This is a genomic window from Silanimonas sp., from assembly GCF_027530345.1.
Classification (GTDB): Bacteria; Pseudomonadota; Gammaproteobacteria; order Xanthomonadales; family Xanthomonadaceae; genus Silanimonas.
Genome location: NZ_JAPZQK010000006.1, coordinates 1 through 13,350 on the forward strand (window position 1 = coordinate 1; position 13,350 = coordinate 13,350).

The 13,350-nt window shown below is 69.5% G+C and carries 15 protein-coding genes; 6 read left to right on the top strand and 9 right to left on the bottom strand.

Features of this window, described 5'->3' with window-relative positions; translation table 11 throughout:
• Positions 1–275 precede the first annotated feature (275 nt).
• The 5 genes from O9255_RS02925 to O9255_RS02945 form a co-directional block, all read right to left on the bottom strand.
• Positions 276–1,058: an isocitrate lyase/phosphoenolpyruvate mutase family protein gene (locus O9255_RS02925; protein ID WP_297865338.1), complete on the bottom strand. Its 783-nt coding sequence runs from the start codon at positions 1,056–1,058 to the stop codon at positions 276–278.
• Entirely contained in the window at positions 1,055–2,155 is a 1,101-nt protein-coding gene (locus tag O9255_RS02930) for a methylated-DNA--[protein]-cysteine S-methyltransferase (RefSeq protein ID WP_297865339.1), read from the bottom strand. The genes O9255_RS02925 and O9255_RS02930 overlap by 4 nt, the downstream gene beginning before the upstream one ends.
• A 325-nt stretch (positions 2,156–2,480) precedes the next feature.
• Entirely contained in the window at positions 2,481–3,830 is a 1,350-nt protein-coding gene (locus O9255_RS02935; protein ID WP_297865340.1) for an FAD-binding oxidoreductase, read from the bottom strand.
• A complete protein-coding gene (gene aroB / locus O9255_RS02940) occupies positions 3,830–4,924 on the bottom strand; it encodes a 3-dehydroquinate synthase (RefSeq protein WP_297865341.1) in 1,095 nt (364 codons plus the stop codon). Before aroB ends, O9255_RS02935 begins: the two co-directional genes overlap by 1 nt.
• On the bottom strand, positions 4,924–5,463 hold the full coding sequence (locus O9255_RS02945; RefSeq protein ID WP_297865342.1) for a shikimate kinase: 540 nt from the start codon (positions 5,461–5,463) through the stop codon (positions 4,924–4,926). Before O9255_RS02945 ends, aroB begins: the two co-directional genes overlap by 1 nt.
• A 55-nt stretch (positions 5,464–5,518) precedes the next feature.
• Here O9255_RS02945 and O9255_RS02950 point away from each other — a divergent pair, with 55 nt between their 5' ends.
• Together O9255_RS02950 and O9255_RS02955 are read left to right on the top strand one after the other, a co-directional pair.
• Positions 5,519–6,334, top strand: coding sequence for an NAD-dependent epimerase/dehydratase family protein (locus tag O9255_RS02950; protein ID WP_297865343.1), 816 nt, complete (start codon positions 5,519–5,521; stop codon positions 6,332–6,334).
• Positions 6,335–6,414: 80 nt separating this feature from the next.
• Complete coding sequence (locus O9255_RS02955) at positions 6,415–8,190, top strand: acyl-CoA dehydrogenase (protein WP_297865344.1); 1,776 nt, start codon at positions 6,415–6,417, stop codon at positions 8,188–8,190.
• 36 nt (positions 8,191–8,226) lie between these two features.
• On the opposite strand, the gene pdxH is transcribed toward O9255_RS02955, so the two are convergent.
• Positions 8,227–8,823 (bottom strand): pyridoxamine 5'-phosphate oxidase, encoded by a 597-nt coding sequence (pdxH, locus tag O9255_RS02960; RefSeq protein ID WP_297865345.1) that lies wholly within the window; start codon positions 8,821–8,823, stop codon positions 8,227–8,229.
• A gap of 83 nt (positions 8,824–8,906) precedes the next feature.
• Between pdxH and O9255_RS02965 the strand changes: the two genes are divergently transcribed.
• Entirely contained in the window at positions 8,907–9,737 is an 831-nt protein-coding gene (locus O9255_RS02965; RefSeq protein ID WP_297865346.1) for a kinase, read from the top strand.
• 66 nt (positions 9,738–9,803) lie between these two features.
• On the opposite strand, the gene O9255_RS02970 is transcribed toward O9255_RS02965, so the two are convergent.
• Together O9255_RS02970 and lexA are read right to left on the bottom strand one after the other, a co-directional pair.
• Positions 9,804–10,013, bottom strand: coding sequence for a hypothetical protein (locus O9255_RS02970; RefSeq protein WP_297865347.1), 210 nt, complete (start codon positions 10,011–10,013; stop codon positions 9,804–9,806).
• Between the two features lie 49 nt (positions 10,014–10,062).
• Positions 10,063–10,725 (bottom strand): transcriptional repressor LexA, encoded by a 663-nt coding sequence (gene lexA / locus O9255_RS02975; protein WP_297865348.1) that lies wholly within the window; start codon positions 10,723–10,725, stop codon positions 10,063–10,065.
• A gap of 214 nt (positions 10,726–10,939) precedes the next feature.
• Between lexA and O9255_RS02980 the strand changes: the two genes are divergently transcribed.
• The gene (locus O9255_RS02980) at positions 10,940–11,746 is read left to right on the top strand and encodes a DUF3313 family protein (protein ID WP_297865349.1); all 807 of its coding nucleotides are present in this window, start codon (positions 10,940–10,942) and stop codon (positions 11,744–11,746) included.
• Here O9255_RS02980 and O9255_RS02985 read toward each other — a convergent pair.
• Entirely contained in the window at positions 11,733–12,398 is a 666-nt protein-coding gene (locus O9255_RS02985) for an energy transducer TonB (protein ID WP_297865350.1), read from the bottom strand. The two genes, O9255_RS02980 and O9255_RS02985, sit on opposite strands and share 14 nt — an antisense overlap.
• 100 nt (positions 12,399–12,498) lie before the next feature.
• Between O9255_RS02985 and O9255_RS02990 the strand changes: the two genes are divergently transcribed.
• Together O9255_RS02990 and O9255_RS02995 are read left to right on the top strand one after the other, a co-directional pair.
• Complete coding sequence (locus O9255_RS02990) at positions 12,499–12,939, top strand: copper resistance protein NlpE N-terminal domain-containing protein (protein ID WP_297865351.1); 441 nt, start codon at positions 12,499–12,501, stop codon at positions 12,937–12,939.
• A complete protein-coding gene (locus O9255_RS02995; RefSeq protein ID WP_297865352.1) occupies positions 12,936–13,328 on the top strand; it encodes a GFA family protein in 393 nt (130 codons plus the stop codon). Before O9255_RS02990 ends, O9255_RS02995 begins: the two co-directional genes overlap by 4 nt.
• Positions 13,329–13,350 lie beyond the last annotated feature (22 nt).

A 13,350-nucleotide genomic window follows, 5' to 3' on the forward strand; every position in this document is an offset into this window, starting at 1 on the left:
TTCAGGCCGCCAAGCGCAAGGCGCGTGGGTACGGCCGATTCGAAACCATGCGCACCGTGCTGTTCCTGATCGCCGGGAAGCTCGACTTCCGAGGCATCAATCCCCATGCCGCATAACCCACTCGGATTTCAAAAGAGCCCATTTGTTTCAGTGTACGGGGGCGCCGAGAAAGCCTCGGCGTTTCGCTAGCGCGCCATGATCCGCCACACAGGGATCGGCCATGAGCCGCGCCCAGGACGTACCGAGCTTCGGAGGGCGTGGCTTCTCTGTCGAGATCATGTATTCATTCCAGCGAAGTCGATGGGCGCCGCCCAAACTCCACCCATTTGGCCGGACATGAACTCTCCAGCCAATTGCTCGCAGCGCCCGTAGGTGGCGATCGCTAGTGCAGGGCCTGCCGTCAGCCTTCGGACGCCAAGTCTTTCGAGTTCGTCGACGGTGGGCAGGCCGGGAAGCGCCATGACATTCAGAGGAGCCGCAACGGATTTTGCGATGGCGTCGATCTCGCCGATGTCGATCACTCCGGGTACGAAAACGCCATCGCAACCTGCGTCGACATAGATTGACGCGCGTGAGATTGCTTCGGACGCTCGGCTCTCGTGGGCAGCGAGCCCGAGCAAGTAGACATCCGTACGCGCGTTGACGAACAAAGTGCGGCGATCATGCCTAGATCGAATCGCCGCAATCTTGGAGGCAAGTACCGCGGCGGTCTCATCACCGTCCTCGATGTTGATCGAGGACACGCCTGCAGCAACGAGCGCGTCGACCAGCTCGACAACATCACGAGGCGAGTTCGAGTATCCGCGCTCTATATCGACGGAAAGCGGCGTGGCCGGACAGACGCGACGGATCTCAAGAGCGCGCTGAACGACCTGCGGGGGCGTCAGCGCCTCGCCGTCGGAAAGGCCCAGAGACCACGACACGCCTGCACTGGTGGTCGCGATGAGGGGCGCACCCGCCGAAACAACGCGCCGTGCACTCGCCGCGTCCCAGGCGTTGGGAATGCAGAGTAGGCCGGGCTTGTTCAGGATGACGCTTGCGAAGGAAGGGGTGGTCATGTGGAAGCCTCTTTTGTTTTGGACTCGTTGTTCTCAGATGCCGCTTTCTGTCGTTCGATCTTGAGTAGGAAAGCCTTCCGCGCCATGCCCCCGCCATAGCCACCGAGTCCGCCATCGGACGCAACCACTCGGTGGCAGGGCAGAAGGATCGCGAGACGGTTGCGCCCGTTCGCACCAGCGACGGCGCGCACTGCCGTGGGGCGACCAATGGCTTGCGCGAGTTGGGCGTAGGTGCGGATCGCGCCATAGGGAATGGCGCTCAGCGCCAGCCACACGCTCTTATCGAACGCCGAACCCGGCGCACAGATCGGAACGCCGAACGCCGTAAGGCTTCCGCTGAAATAGCGCGAAAGTTGGTCTTCGAGTGTCCGAAGATGAGCGTGGTCGCCAGGAACCGCAGCGTAGCGGTAGTTATGGCGCAGATCGTCAAGTTCCTTTGGCAGTGCGGGACGATCGCGGAACTCAAGGAGGACGACCCCCGAGGCTTCTGCCATCGCGAGCATAGAGCCCAACGGCGTGGTCAGGTGCCGGTAATAGAGAACTTTGCACTCGCTTGCCTTTCCGGGAGCAACTCCGAGCGTTTTCTGGAATGCGTCGCGGAAGCCACTAACCGACTCGAAGCCCGAATCCATGGCGACGTCATCGATCCCCGTTCCCGACTTCAAACGATCCAAGGCCAGCCCCAGGCGCCTAGCCCGCGTGTATTCGGAGAACGTCGTTCCAAACCGCTGCTTGAACCATGCGCGTACTCGTGCGGGAGCGATACCGTAGTGCTCGATGTCCGCAAGCGTCCATCGACGATTAGGGTCGGCCTCTAGTGCGTCGATCAGCGGGCGAAGCCAGTTCGGGCACTCACCCTCCAGTTCGAGAGGGCGGCAGCGAAGACAGGCCCTGAACCCTGCCTCTTGTGCTTCCCCCGCAGTAGCGAAGAAGACGACATTGCTCGGCAAGGGCTTACGCGCAGTGCAAGTCGGTCGGCAGAAGATCCGAGTTGTCACGACCGCGGTAAAGAAAACGCCCTCGTAGGATGCGTCGCTAGAAAGCATCGCGGCAATCATCTCGTCGCGCGGCGGCAGCAATGGAAGCGTGGCGTTCATCAGGTTAGCGTAGACCGCTACCCGAAGCGCCTCCACCGAAAACCTACGTTTGAACTCGAGAAGCGCAGAAGCAGGTGCACAGCCCCCCCTGTGCACGCATCAGAAAGGAACTGCAGAGAAAGCTGAGTCAGTCACGGCAACCCTCTTTTGCCTAACCACGGGCGGCTTTGGGTCTTAGGCGGACTTGTTCAACGCCAGCAGCCTCGTCAACTCAACCTGGAGCGGCAATCAACTGCCGTCAGCGCCTGCATGCTCCTTGTCTAACGCGCGGGAAGCGGCCTGCCGCAACGCGAGGCAGGCGCAACGGTTCCTCGACTGCAGCGATCTAGAAGATTTTCCCCGCGTTGAACACGCCTTTCGGATCGAGCGCCTGCTTGATGCCGCGCAGGGCCGCGATGGCGAACGGATCGGCGTGCTTGAGGAAGGCCTCGCGCTTCGCGAGGCCGATGCCGTGTTCGCCCGAGAGCGTGCCTCCGAGTTCGATGCACAGGGCGAACAGCGGATCGAGCGCGGCATCAAGTGCTGCGCCGTCGAGCTCGCCGTCGAGAATCGGCGCCTGCAGCAGGTTCACATGCAGGTTGCCGTCGCCGAGATGGCCGTAGCTCACGGTCTTCGCGTCCAGCGCCGCCAGCCGCGCGAAGAACTCCGGGAGGCGATCGCGCGGCACCACGACGTCCTCGCTCACCTTGCGCGGGAAGCGCTGCTTCAGGTGCACGCTGGTCATCCGCCGCACGGCCCACAGCGCCTCGCGCTGCGCGCCGGTGGTCGCCACCTGCGCATCCGACGCGAGCGGGCCCAGTGCGTCGAGCAGGGGCTCGAGGAAGCCGGTGTGCGAGCAGCCGGGGTCGTCGAATTCCAGCAGCACCAGCGCTTCGCCCGGCAGCCGGCGGGCGTCGTCGCTGCCGTGTTGGCGGAGATCGGCGAGGACGGCCGAATCCCAGAACTCCAGCGCCGAGGGCAGGAAGCCCGCGGTGAACAGCCGTGCCGGCAGCGCGGGCAGCAGCGCCATGTCGGGCAGCGGCAGCAGCAGCGTCAGGTAATCCCGCGGCCGCGGCACCAGCGCGACGGTGGCGCCGAGGATCATCCCGAACACGCCCTCGCTGCCGACCATCAGCTGCGCGAGGTTCGGGCCGGTGTTCTGCTTCACGGAATCGATGCCGAACCGGTGCACCTCGCCGTCGGCCATCAGCGCCTCGACGCTCAGCACCCAGCGCCGGGTCATGCCGTACTTGCAGGCGTTCGGGCCGCCCGCATTGGTCGCCAGCGAGCCGCCGAAGCTGCACAGCGGCCATGAGTTCGGGTCGGGCGGGTACCAGAGCCCCTGCGCGTCGGCGTGCTCCTTCACCGCCGCGAGTCCGGCGCTGGCCGGCGCCGACAGGGTGAGGTTCGCGGTGTTCACCGTGATGCCGCCCGGCCAATCGGAGAGATCGATGACGACGCTGCGGGCATCGGGCACGCAGCCGCCGGCCTTGCCGCTGCCCGCGCCGCGCGGCACCAGGGTGAAGCTCTCGTCGCCGGCGCGCTGCACCAGTGTTCGCAAGGCCTCGCGGCTCCGCGGCTTCACCACGGCCAGCGGCTCGGGCCCGCGCACATGCGATTCGTCGTGGCGGAAGCCGGCGGTCTGCGCGGGGTCGCGCAGCACGCGGGTGTCGGGCAGGGCGTCGAGCCAGTCCATCAGCCGCGGGCGAGCACGCCCCGCACCGCGGCTTCGTCGATGCCGGTGGCCACGAAGGCTTGGCCGATGCCGCGCCAGAGGATCAAGCGCAGCGTGCCGCTGAGGTTTTTCTTGTCGAGCCGCATCCGCGCGAGCAGTGCATCGGGGTCGAGGCCTTCCGGGACGGCGGTGGGGAGGCCGAGGGCGTGGAGTGCGGCAACCAGCCGCTCCGTGTCCGCGGCGGGGGCAAGGGCGAGTTCAGCGCTCAGTCGCGCCGCCAGCACCATGCCCACGGCCACGGCTTCGCCGTGCACGAGGCCGCCGAAGCCCTGCTCGGCCTCGATGGCGTGGCCGAAGGTGTGGCCGAGGTTCAGCAGCATGCGCTCGCCGGTTTCGGCTTCATCGCGGGCGACGATGCCGGCTTTGTGCGCGCAGCTGGTGGCGATGGCGTGGGCCAGCGCATCGGTGTCGCGATCCAGCAGGGCTGGCGCGTTCGCCTGCACCCAGTCGAAGAAGGCGGCGTCGCCGAGCGCGCCGTACTTGATCACCTCGGCGAGGCCCGCGCGCAGTTCACGGTCCGGCAGCGTCGCCAACGTGGCGGTGTCGGCGATCACCGCCGAAGGCTGGTGGAAGGCGCCGACGAGGTTCTTGCCCTCGGGCAGGTCGACGGCGGTCTTGCCACCCACGGAGGAATCGACCATCGCGAGCAGGGTGGTCGGCAGCTGCACGAAGCGCACGCCGCGCATCCAGCAGGCCGCGGCGAAACCGGTCATGTCGCCGATCACGCCGCCGCCGAGGGCGATGAGGGTCGCGTCGCGACTGGCGCCGAGGGCGGCCAGCGCGGTCATCAACTCGCCGAAGCGCGCCAGCGTTTTCTCCTGTTCGCCCGGCGGAAGGATGTGGCTGGCGACGCGCTTTCCGGCGAAGGCAGCCTCGACCCGCGCCAAGTAATGCGGCGCGACGTTGGCGTCGCTGACGATCAGCACATGGCGGCCGGGCGCGAGCGCGGCGAGGCGCAGTGCGTCATCGAGCAGTCCGGGGCCGATGTGGATCGGGTAGCGGCGCGCGCCGAGTTCGACGTCGACGGCACGCGGGGTCGAAGGGGGCGTCGCCATCACGCGGCCCTCGCCCGCAGCCAACGGTCTCGCAATTGAGGCACCAGCTTTTCGCAGGCCTGTGCGGGCGTGAGACCGCTCGAGTCGAAGCGCAGGTCGGCCACTTCGTCGTACAGCGGCGCGCGCGTGGCGGCCATCGTGCGAAGCACGTCTTCGCGGTCGGGCCGTTGCAGTAGTGGGCGCACGCGGTCGTTGGCGAGGCGCTTGAGCTGCTCCTCGACCGACACCGCGAGGTGCAGCACGTAGCCGCGCTCGCGCATCAGGCGGCGGCTCTCCTCGCGCAGCACGGCGCCGCCGCCGGTGGCGACCAGCTTGTCTTCGCCGTCGAGTTCGATCGCCAGCTGACGCGCCTCGCGATCGCGAAAGCCCGCCTCGCCTTCGCGCTCGAAGATATCGGCCACGCGCACGCCGGTGGCCGCCTCGATGGCGTGGTCGAGGTCGACGAAGGCCAAGCCGAAGCGCTCGGCGAGGCGCTTGCCGATGGAGGTCTTGCCGGCGCCCATGGGGCCGACGAGCACGAGGTTCACCGCGGGATTCATTCGCGAACGGTAGCATCGGCCTCCCGCCAATTCATCGCCGAGCGATCACGCCCGCATGCCCGCCCTGCACGACACCCGCCGCAGCCTGCTGATCGCCGGCGCCGGCGACACCGGCTCGCGCCTCGCCGCCCTGGCGGCCGCGAACGGGTTCGACGCGCTCGCGCTGCGCCGCCGGGACGTGGCGATGGGGCCCGGCATCCGCGCGCTGCGCGCCGACCTGCGCAGCGGCGAGGGCTTCGCGGCGATCCCCAAGCGGCTCGACGCGCTGGTGTTCTGCGCCGCGCCCGACGAGCGCACCGAGGCCGCCTATCGCGCGCTGTACCGCGACGGCCTGCGGCGCCTGCTCGACCGCGGCGAGATCGGTCGCGTGCTGTTCGTCTCCAGCACGGCCGTGTACGCCGAAGACGCTGGTGCCATCGTGGACGAAGACACGCCGGCCGACGCCACCGCCTTCAACGGCCGCGTGCTTCTCGAGGCCGAGCGTGAACTCGATGCCCATCCCCAAGCCGTGGCCTTCCGCGCCTCGGGCATCTATGGCCCGGGCCGCGAGCGGATGTGGCACCGCGCGCGCCGCGACGAACCCGGCGAGCCGCGCTGGACCAACCGCATCCATGTCGAGGACGTCGCCGGCGCGCTGCTGCACCTGCTTCAACCGCCGCGCACCGCCCGTGTCTACTGCGGCAACGACGATGCGCCGGTGCTCGAGCACGAGGTGGTCGATGGCCTGCGCGCGCGCCTCGGATTGCCGGCGCTGGGCGCCGCCAGCGGAGCCACCACCGGCAAGCGCGTGTCGAACGCGCGGCTGCGCGGCACGGGCTGGCAGCCGCGTTACCCCACGTGGCGCGAGGGCTACGCCACGCCCCCTGCCTGATCGGCGATGCTCGCGGTGCCTTCTCGCCGTGCTCCCCAGACTCTGCGGTGCCCTTGGCCCGCCTTTCCCGGAACCTCCCCATGCTCCCACCCCGCGACGATCTGCACTTCTGGCTCTACGACTGGCTGCAGGCCGACACCTTGGCCGCGATGCCGGCGTTCGCCCACGTCGACCGCGAGACCGGCGTCGCGATGATTGATGCCGCGCTCGACCTCGCCGCATCGCATTTCCTGCCGCACGCCGCCGCGTCCGACCAGAACCCGCCGAAGCTCGTTGACGGCAGGGTCGAACTGATGACCGCCATCGCCGAAGCGCTCGCGGCCTATCGCGAAGCCGGCTTCTTCGGCATGGAAGCGCCGGCCGAGGAGGGCGGGCTCGGCCTGCCTTACACCTTCGTCGCCGCGCTGGGTGGGCTCTTCAGTTGCGCCAACGTGGCGACCAATGGCTACGCCTTCCTGACGCAGGCCGCGGCCAACCTGATCCGCGAAGTGGGCAGCGACGAGCAGAAGCGCCGCTTCCTGCCGGCCATGAACGAGGGCCGCTGGTTCGGCACGATGTGCCTCTCCGAGCCGCAGGCCGGTTCCTCGCTGGCTGATCTGCGCTGCGTGGCCGAGCCGCTGCCCGACGGCCGCTACGCCATCCGTGGCAACAAGATGTGGATCAGCAGCGGCGACCACGAGATCGCCGAGAACATCGTGCACCTCGTGCTGGCCAAGATCCCGGGCGGCCCCGCGGGCACCAAGGGAATTTCGCTGTTCATCGTGCCGCGTCGCCACGTCGATGCCGAGGGCAAGGCCGGCGCGCGCAACGGCGTGCGCCTGATCGGCCTGAACCACAAGCTCGGCACGCACGGGCAGGTGAACTGCCTGCTCGGCTTCGGCGAGGAAGAGCCCGCCATCGGCGAACTCGTCGGTGCCCCGCACGACGGCCTGCGCGGCATGTTCGTGATGATGAACGAGGCGCGGATCGGGGTGGGCATCGGCGCGGCCATGACCGGGTACGGCGGCTACCGCGCGGCACTCACCTACGCGAAGGAGCGCCGCCAAGGCCGCAGGCCCGGCGAGCGCGACGCCACCACGCCGATGGTGCCGATCATCGAGCACGCCGACGTGCGCCGCATGCTGCTGAAGGCCAAGAGCTTCGCCGAGGGTGGCCTCGCGCTGTGCCTCTATGCCGGGCGCCTCGTCGACGAGGCCAAGCACGGCGGAGATGCGGAGGCGCAGGCGCTGGTCGATCTGCTCACGCCGATCGTCAAGGCCTGGCCCTCGGACTACGGGCAGGAGGCGAACTCACTGGCCATCCAGGTGCACGGTGGCGCCGGTTACACCCGCGATTTCCCGGTCGAGCGCCTGTGGCGCGAGAACCGCATCAACGCTATCCACGAAGGCACCAACGGCATCCAGGCCATGGACCTGCTCGGCCGCAAGCTTCTGGGTGACGGCGGCAAGGCCTTCGGCCTGCTCTCGAAGCGCGTGGAGGCGACCCTCGCCGCCGCGCGTGCCGATGCGGCGCTCGCTCCCTTGGCCGAGGCTCTGGCGGCGCGCTGGGTGGCGCTCGGCCCGGCGGTGTTGAAGGCCGGCAAGGTCGCCGCGAGCGATCTCGAACTCGCGCTCGCCAACGCCTACCTGCTGCTCGACGCGATGGGCCATGCGGTCGTGGCGTGGCTGTGGCTCGATCAGGCCCTCGCTGCGAATCGCGCGCTCGCCGCTGGCGACGTGCGCCGCGCGATGCTGGAAGGCAAGGTCGCCGCCGCGCGCTACTTCATTGATTGGGAACTGCCCACCAAGGACGCGGTGCTGGCGCGCTTCGCCAGCATCGATCCGCTGTGCCGCGACCTCGATCCGGCGGTGCTCTGAGCCCAGCGCGCGCTGCCGGGCACGCGCGCAACGGCCTCAGGGATACAGCATGCGCTTCGTCCAGCGGCCGTCCACCCGAGCATAGCGCTGGCGCTCATGCAGCCGGTACTTCGCGCCGTACCAGAGCTCGATCATCTCCGGCACCACGCGGAAGCCCGACCAGTGCGGCGGGCGCGCAACCGGGCCGCCGTCGAACTTCGCGGTGAATTCGGCGATGCGGGCTTCGAAGTTCTCGCGTGAATCCAGGGTCTGCGACTGGAGCGAGGCCCAGGCGCCGATCTGGCTCTCGCGCGGGCGGCTGGCGAAGTAGGCGTCGGCCTCGGCGGCGGTGACCGGCTCGACCGTGCCTTCGATCTTGGCCTGCACCTGCTCGCGCAACGTCTTCCACAGGAACAGCAGGGCGGCCTGCGGGTTCGCCGCGAGCTGGCGGCCTTTGCGCGAATCGAAGTTGGTGTAGAAGACGAAGCCCTGTTCGTCGACGTGCTTCAGCAGCACGGTCCGCGCCGAGGGCCGGCCCTTCGCATCGGCGGTGGCCAGCGTCATCGCCGTCGGGTCGGGGTCGCCGGCCGCGCCGGCTTCGGCCAGCAGCGCCTTGAAGGTGCCGATGGCTTCGGCGAGCAGGGGGTCGGTCACGGCGTTTCCTCGGTGGCAATGATGGGCCGCGCTATTCTCGCCGCCCCCGCGCGATGCGCGCATGACCTCGCTCAATCCCTTGCATGGCCGTGCTGAAGCCCCTTGGAACCGGCTACCCCGACGCCTTCGTAGCGACGGTCCTCCATCGCGCGCTGGCCTTGCCGGGCCCCTGCCGGGTGTTCGGCATCACCGGCCTGCAGGGCACGGGGAAATCGACGTTGTCGGCCCAGGTGGCGGCGTTGGCCGAAGCTCGTGGCTTGCGCGCGGTAGTGCTGTCGATCGACGACCTCTACCTGGACCAGCCGGAACGCCAGCGCCTCGCCCGCGAGGTGCACCCGCTGCTGGCCACGCGTGGCGCGCCGGGTTCGCACGACCTCGCCCTCGGGCGCGCCACCTTCGACGCGCTGCGCGCGGGCCGCGCGCGGCTGCCGGCCTTCGACAAGATCAGCGACCGGCGCTTGCCCGAATCCGATTGGGCGCGCATCGACGGCGTGCCGGACCTCGTACTGTTCGAGGGCTGGTTCCACAAAGTGCCGCCGCAGGCCGAGGACGATCTGGCTGCGCCGATCAATGCGCTGGAGCGCGACGAAGACGCGGATGGCGTGTGGCGGCGCTGGTGCAACGCGGCTCTCGCCGACTACGCGCCGCTTTGGGCGGAGCTGGGCGCGCTGCTGTTCCTGCAGGGGCCGGGTTTCGAACAGGTGCCGGAGTGGCGTTGGCAACAGGAAGTCACGCTGGCTGCGGCGAACCCGGGCCGGCGGACGATGCGCCGCGACGAGATCGAGCGCTTCGTAATGTTCTTCGAGCGCGTGTCACGCCAGGCCTTGGTGACGTTGCCTCGCATCGCCGACTGGACGGTGCGTGTGGATGCCCGGCGGCACGTGATTGAAAGGGTGCCTGGCGCGGAATCCTGATCCGCAGGGCCCCCCGCCGGGGACGAGGCCGACGGGAGGCCGCTGCGGGCCAAGACGTTCCAAGGTTCAGTGCGGTGCGTGGGCCTGCCAGCGGCGACGCGATCCCGGTCGAGGCTCGTGCCGCTGCAGGCCGGAGGCGAACAGCCCCGCACCCACCATCGCGAAGCCGAGCCAGAAGGGCACGCTGAGCACCCAGGCGAACAGGCCGCCGAAGACCGCGCAGAGCGAGAGCGCGAACAGCAGGGTGGCGAGGTCGGGCGTGCGAACGAGGTGCATGGGGGACTCCGGGATCGGTGGACGCGTGGAACGGATGGGGCGAAGCGGCTCAGCCGCGGCGCACGAGGCCGCAGTACAGGCCTTCGATGGCGAAGTCGGCCTGCTCGGGCACTTCGATCGGGGCGTAGTTCGGGTTGCGAGGCATCAGCAGCACGCGGCCCTTGCCGCGCTTGAGGCGCTTCACCGTGACTTCGCCGTCGATGCGCGCGACGACGATCTGGTTGTTGTCGGCGTCCGGCGTGCGGCGGACGGCGATCAGGTCGCCGTCGAAGATCCCGTCATCGACCATCGAGTCGCCCTTCACCCGCAGCAGGTAGTCGGGCTGCGGGAAGAACAGCGCGCGATCGAGCAGCATCTGGCCTTCGTAATCGGCCTGTGGGTCGATCGGCCGGCCGGCGGCGACGCGACCGAGCAAGGGCAGGGTGAGCCACTGCGGGGCGTTGGCTGCGCCGGAGCCGCCAAAGCCGTTCGCCACGCCGGACGGCGGGGCCAGCGGCTCGCCGTCCTCGTCGAGCAGCCGGATGCCCCGCGCGCCGGGCACCAGCTCGATCACGCCCTTGGCCGCCAGCGCCTGCAGGTGGTCCTGCGCGCTGCGGGCCTGGCGGAAGCCGAAAGCCTGGGCGATCTCGGCGAGCGTCGGGGGGCGGCCTTCCGCTGCGATGTGCTCGCGGAGGAAGTCGAGGATGGCCTGCTGGCGGTCGGTGAGCGTCATGCCACAAATTTGTGTGGTTCTTGGTCGGAATGCAAGAGGCGCGGTGTGAAGGCCGATACTGGCGGGCGGCGCGGTGCCGGCCGGGAGGCATTCCCGCACGGACCGTTCTCACGGGCTGCGACAGCCGCCCGTTCACGACGCGGGCACGCGATCCGCACGTGCCCTGCATCGCGCGGCCGTCACTCTTTGGCTTTGCTCCTGTGGGTTCCGCCTGATGTCGCTCCGAACATTCGCCGTCGTTTCGCTTGCGCTCCTGCTCGCGGCCTGCGCCTCCGCGCCGAAGCCGGTCGGCACGGGCATCCGCACCGAGCAGCCGATGGCGGTGACGAAGGACGAGGCCTACGCGAAGACCGAGCGCTTCGTCGATGCGGAGGCCGTGCTCGCCGCCCGCAGCGTCGGGTTCCCGCGCGTGCGCATCGTCGAAGGTGCGGTGGGCGAGGGCATCACCCCCGAGCAGGCCGCGCTGGTGGCCAATCGCGCGGCCCGCGACACCTGCGTGCAGCTGGCGCGGCGCTATCGCATCGAGCCGGAGGCGCCCGACCTCGACATCGAGATCGTCGTGACCGCCATCGCTCCCACATCGTCGGGCGCAGCGGGTGCTTCCGCATTGATCGGCGTATTCGTGCCGGGCCCGTTCCGGCTGCCCGCCGGGTTGGGGGGCTTCGCCGCCGATGGCGCTGTGCGTGCGGATCTCACCGACGTCGCGGTGCTGCGATGGGCCGAGGGCGCTGGCGCCATCACCGAGGACGCGAAGGTTTCGCGCATCGGCGACGCCTACCAGCTGGCCGGAGATTTCGCCGACGACCTGGCCAAGGCCTTGAACGATCCCTCCGGCGCGCAGGGCGACACCCGCCTGCCGCTCGAAGCCAGCGAACGCGAGGCTGGCGAAGCACGCTGCTGGGCCCGGTTTGGCCGGGCCAGCGTGGTTGGGCGCGGCGCGTCGATCCTGCTGCCGCTGTCGCCCGAGTCGATCGACGCCGGCGCCCCGGACCAGGGCGCCGCCCCGCTCAAGGCAGGCTGAATCGCACCGGCACGCGGGCGTAGGCCGGCACGGCGATACCGTTCCGCTGCGAGGGTTCGAACACCCAGCGGCGCAGCACGTGTTCGCGGGCAGCCCGATCGAGAACGCCATGGCCGCTGCTCCGGGTGATCGTCACCGACTCCGGGCGTCCGTCGATGCCGACGAGGATCAGCAGTTCCACTTCGCCCTCGAGGCGGCGTGACAGCGCCGACGGCGGATAGCGGGGCGGCGTGCCGCTCCGCAGTTGCAGGCTTTCCTCAGCGGGACCGCTGTCGATGTCGGTCGTCTCGCCGCTTATGTCTGGCGCAACCGTGTCGAGCAGCGACGGCATGTCCGTGGTGGGCGCGATCACGGCCTCAGGCACGGGTGCGGGAGCTACCGGTGTTGGCAGCGGCACGGACCGGGGCGGCGTGATGCTGCGAACCACCGGCCTCGGCGGTGGCGGGGCGATGGGCGGCGGGGGCGGTGGCGGCAGGACCTCCGTCCGCACGACGGTCGGCTCGGGCATTTCGGCGTCGGGCGCGGCGATGGGCATGGCCAGCATCGCGGCGAGGCTGAGGTGCAGCGTCACGGCGGCAGCGATGGCGACGCTGCGCGGCAGGCTGAAGCCGCTGGGCAGGGCGGAAGACGTAACGAATGTTGCGGTTCGCATGGCGGGCTCCGGGGTGGGGCCACGCTTCCAACGCATGACGCCGCGCGACGGGGTTGGGGGCTACCATCCGGCCATGGCTTCGTCTGCCCACCGCTCCCTGATGCTCCTTTCCGCCGCCTTGCTGGCCACGGTGCTGGTCGGCTGCACGCGCGATGCCGAGCCGTCCGATGCCCCGGCTGAAGCGCCCGCCGACGGCGGGCTTGCGGCACTGCCGGAGGACTTCGAAGGTGCCTGGGCCGGCGTGCTGCCCTGCGCCGACTGCGAGGGCATCGATGTCGAGCTCGAACTGCAGCGCGAGTCCGGTGCCGCGGGGCGCTACCGCCTCGTTGAAACCTACCTCGGCGCCGCCGATGCGGTGGGCTTCGAGATCGCGGGCGAGTGGCGCGAGGACGCTTGCCGTGTCGGCGAGATCGCCGGCAGTTGCCTCGTGTTGCTCGAGTCCGGCCAGCGCTGGTTCCGCCACGCCGATGGCTCGCTGCAGGCCGTGGACGCCGAGGGTCGCGCGCTCGATCCCGAAGGCGCCAGGTTGCAGCGGCGATGACGACGCTCCGGACCCACCGCGGTGGCTGCCATTGCGGTGCCGTGCGCTTCGAGGTGGAGGCGCCGGCCGATCTGGTCGTGCAGGACTGCAACTGCTCGATCTGCAGCAAGGCCGGTTTCCTGCACCTGATCGTCCCGGCAGCGCGCTTCCGCTTGCTCTCGGGTGAGGATCGGCTGGTCGACTACCTGTGGAACAGCGGTGTCGCCCGCCACCGCTTCTGTGGCGTGTGCGGGATCAAGAGCTTCTACGTGCCGCGCAGCAACCCGGACGGCATCGACGTCAACGTGCGCTGCCTCGACGAGGGCACGATCGCGTCGATCACGGTGGAGACCTTCGACGGCCGCAACTGGGAAGCCAACGCCGACGCGCTGGCCCACCTTTCGCGCTGAAGCCCCGCCCATCCGGTCGGAA

Coding starts and splice junctions, on each gene's coding strand:
- O9255_RS02925 (WP_297865338.1), bottom strand. CDS start 1,058: ATGACCACCCCTTCCTTCGCAAGCGTCATCCTGAACAAGCCCGGCCTA.
- O9255_RS02930 (WP_297865339.1), bottom strand. CDS start 2,155: ATGAACGCCACGCTTCCATTGCTGCCGCCGCGCGACGAGATGATTGCC.
- O9255_RS02935 (WP_297865340.1), bottom strand. CDS start 3,830: ATGGACTGGCTCGACGCCCTGCCCGACACCCGCGTGCTGCGCGACCCC.
- aroB (WP_297865341.1), bottom strand. CDS start 4,924: ATGGCGACGCCCCCTTCGACCCCGCGTGCCGTCGACGTCGAACTCGGC.
- O9255_RS02945 (WP_297865342.1), bottom strand. CDS start 5,463: ATGAATCCCGCGGTGAACCTCGTGCTCGTCGGCCCCATGGGCGCCGGC.
- O9255_RS02950 (WP_297865343.1), top strand. CDS start 5,519: ATGCCCGCCCTGCACGACACCCGCCGCAGCCTGCTGATCGCCGGCGCC.
- O9255_RS02955 (WP_297865344.1), top strand. CDS start 6,415: ATGCTCCCACCCCGCGACGATCTGCACTTCTGGCTCTACGACTGGCTG.
- O9255_RS02965 (WP_297865346.1), top strand. CDS start 8,907: ATGGCCGTGCTGAAGCCCCTTGGAACCGGCTACCCCGACGCCTTCGTA.
- O9255_RS02970 (WP_297865347.1), bottom strand. CDS start 10,013: ATGCACCTCGTTCGCACGCCCGACCTCGCCACCCTGCTGTTCGCGCTC.
- lexA (WP_297865348.1), bottom strand. CDS start 10,725: ATGACGCTCACCGACCGCCAGCAGGCCATCCTCGACTTCCTCCGCGAG.
- O9255_RS02980 (WP_297865349.1), top strand. CDS start 10,940: ATGTCGCTCCGAACATTCGCCGTCGTTTCGCTTGCGCTCCTGCTCGCG.
- O9255_RS02985 (WP_297865350.1), bottom strand. CDS start 12,398: ATGCGAACCGCAACATTCGTTACGTCTTCCGCCCTGCCCAGCGGCTTC.
- O9255_RS02990 (WP_297865351.1), top strand. CDS start 12,499: ATGCTCCTTTCCGCCGCCTTGCTGGCCACGGTGCTGGTCGGCTGCACG.
- O9255_RS02995 (WP_297865352.1), top strand. CDS start 12,936: ATGACGACGCTCCGGACCCACCGCGGTGGCTGCCATTGCGGTGCCGTG.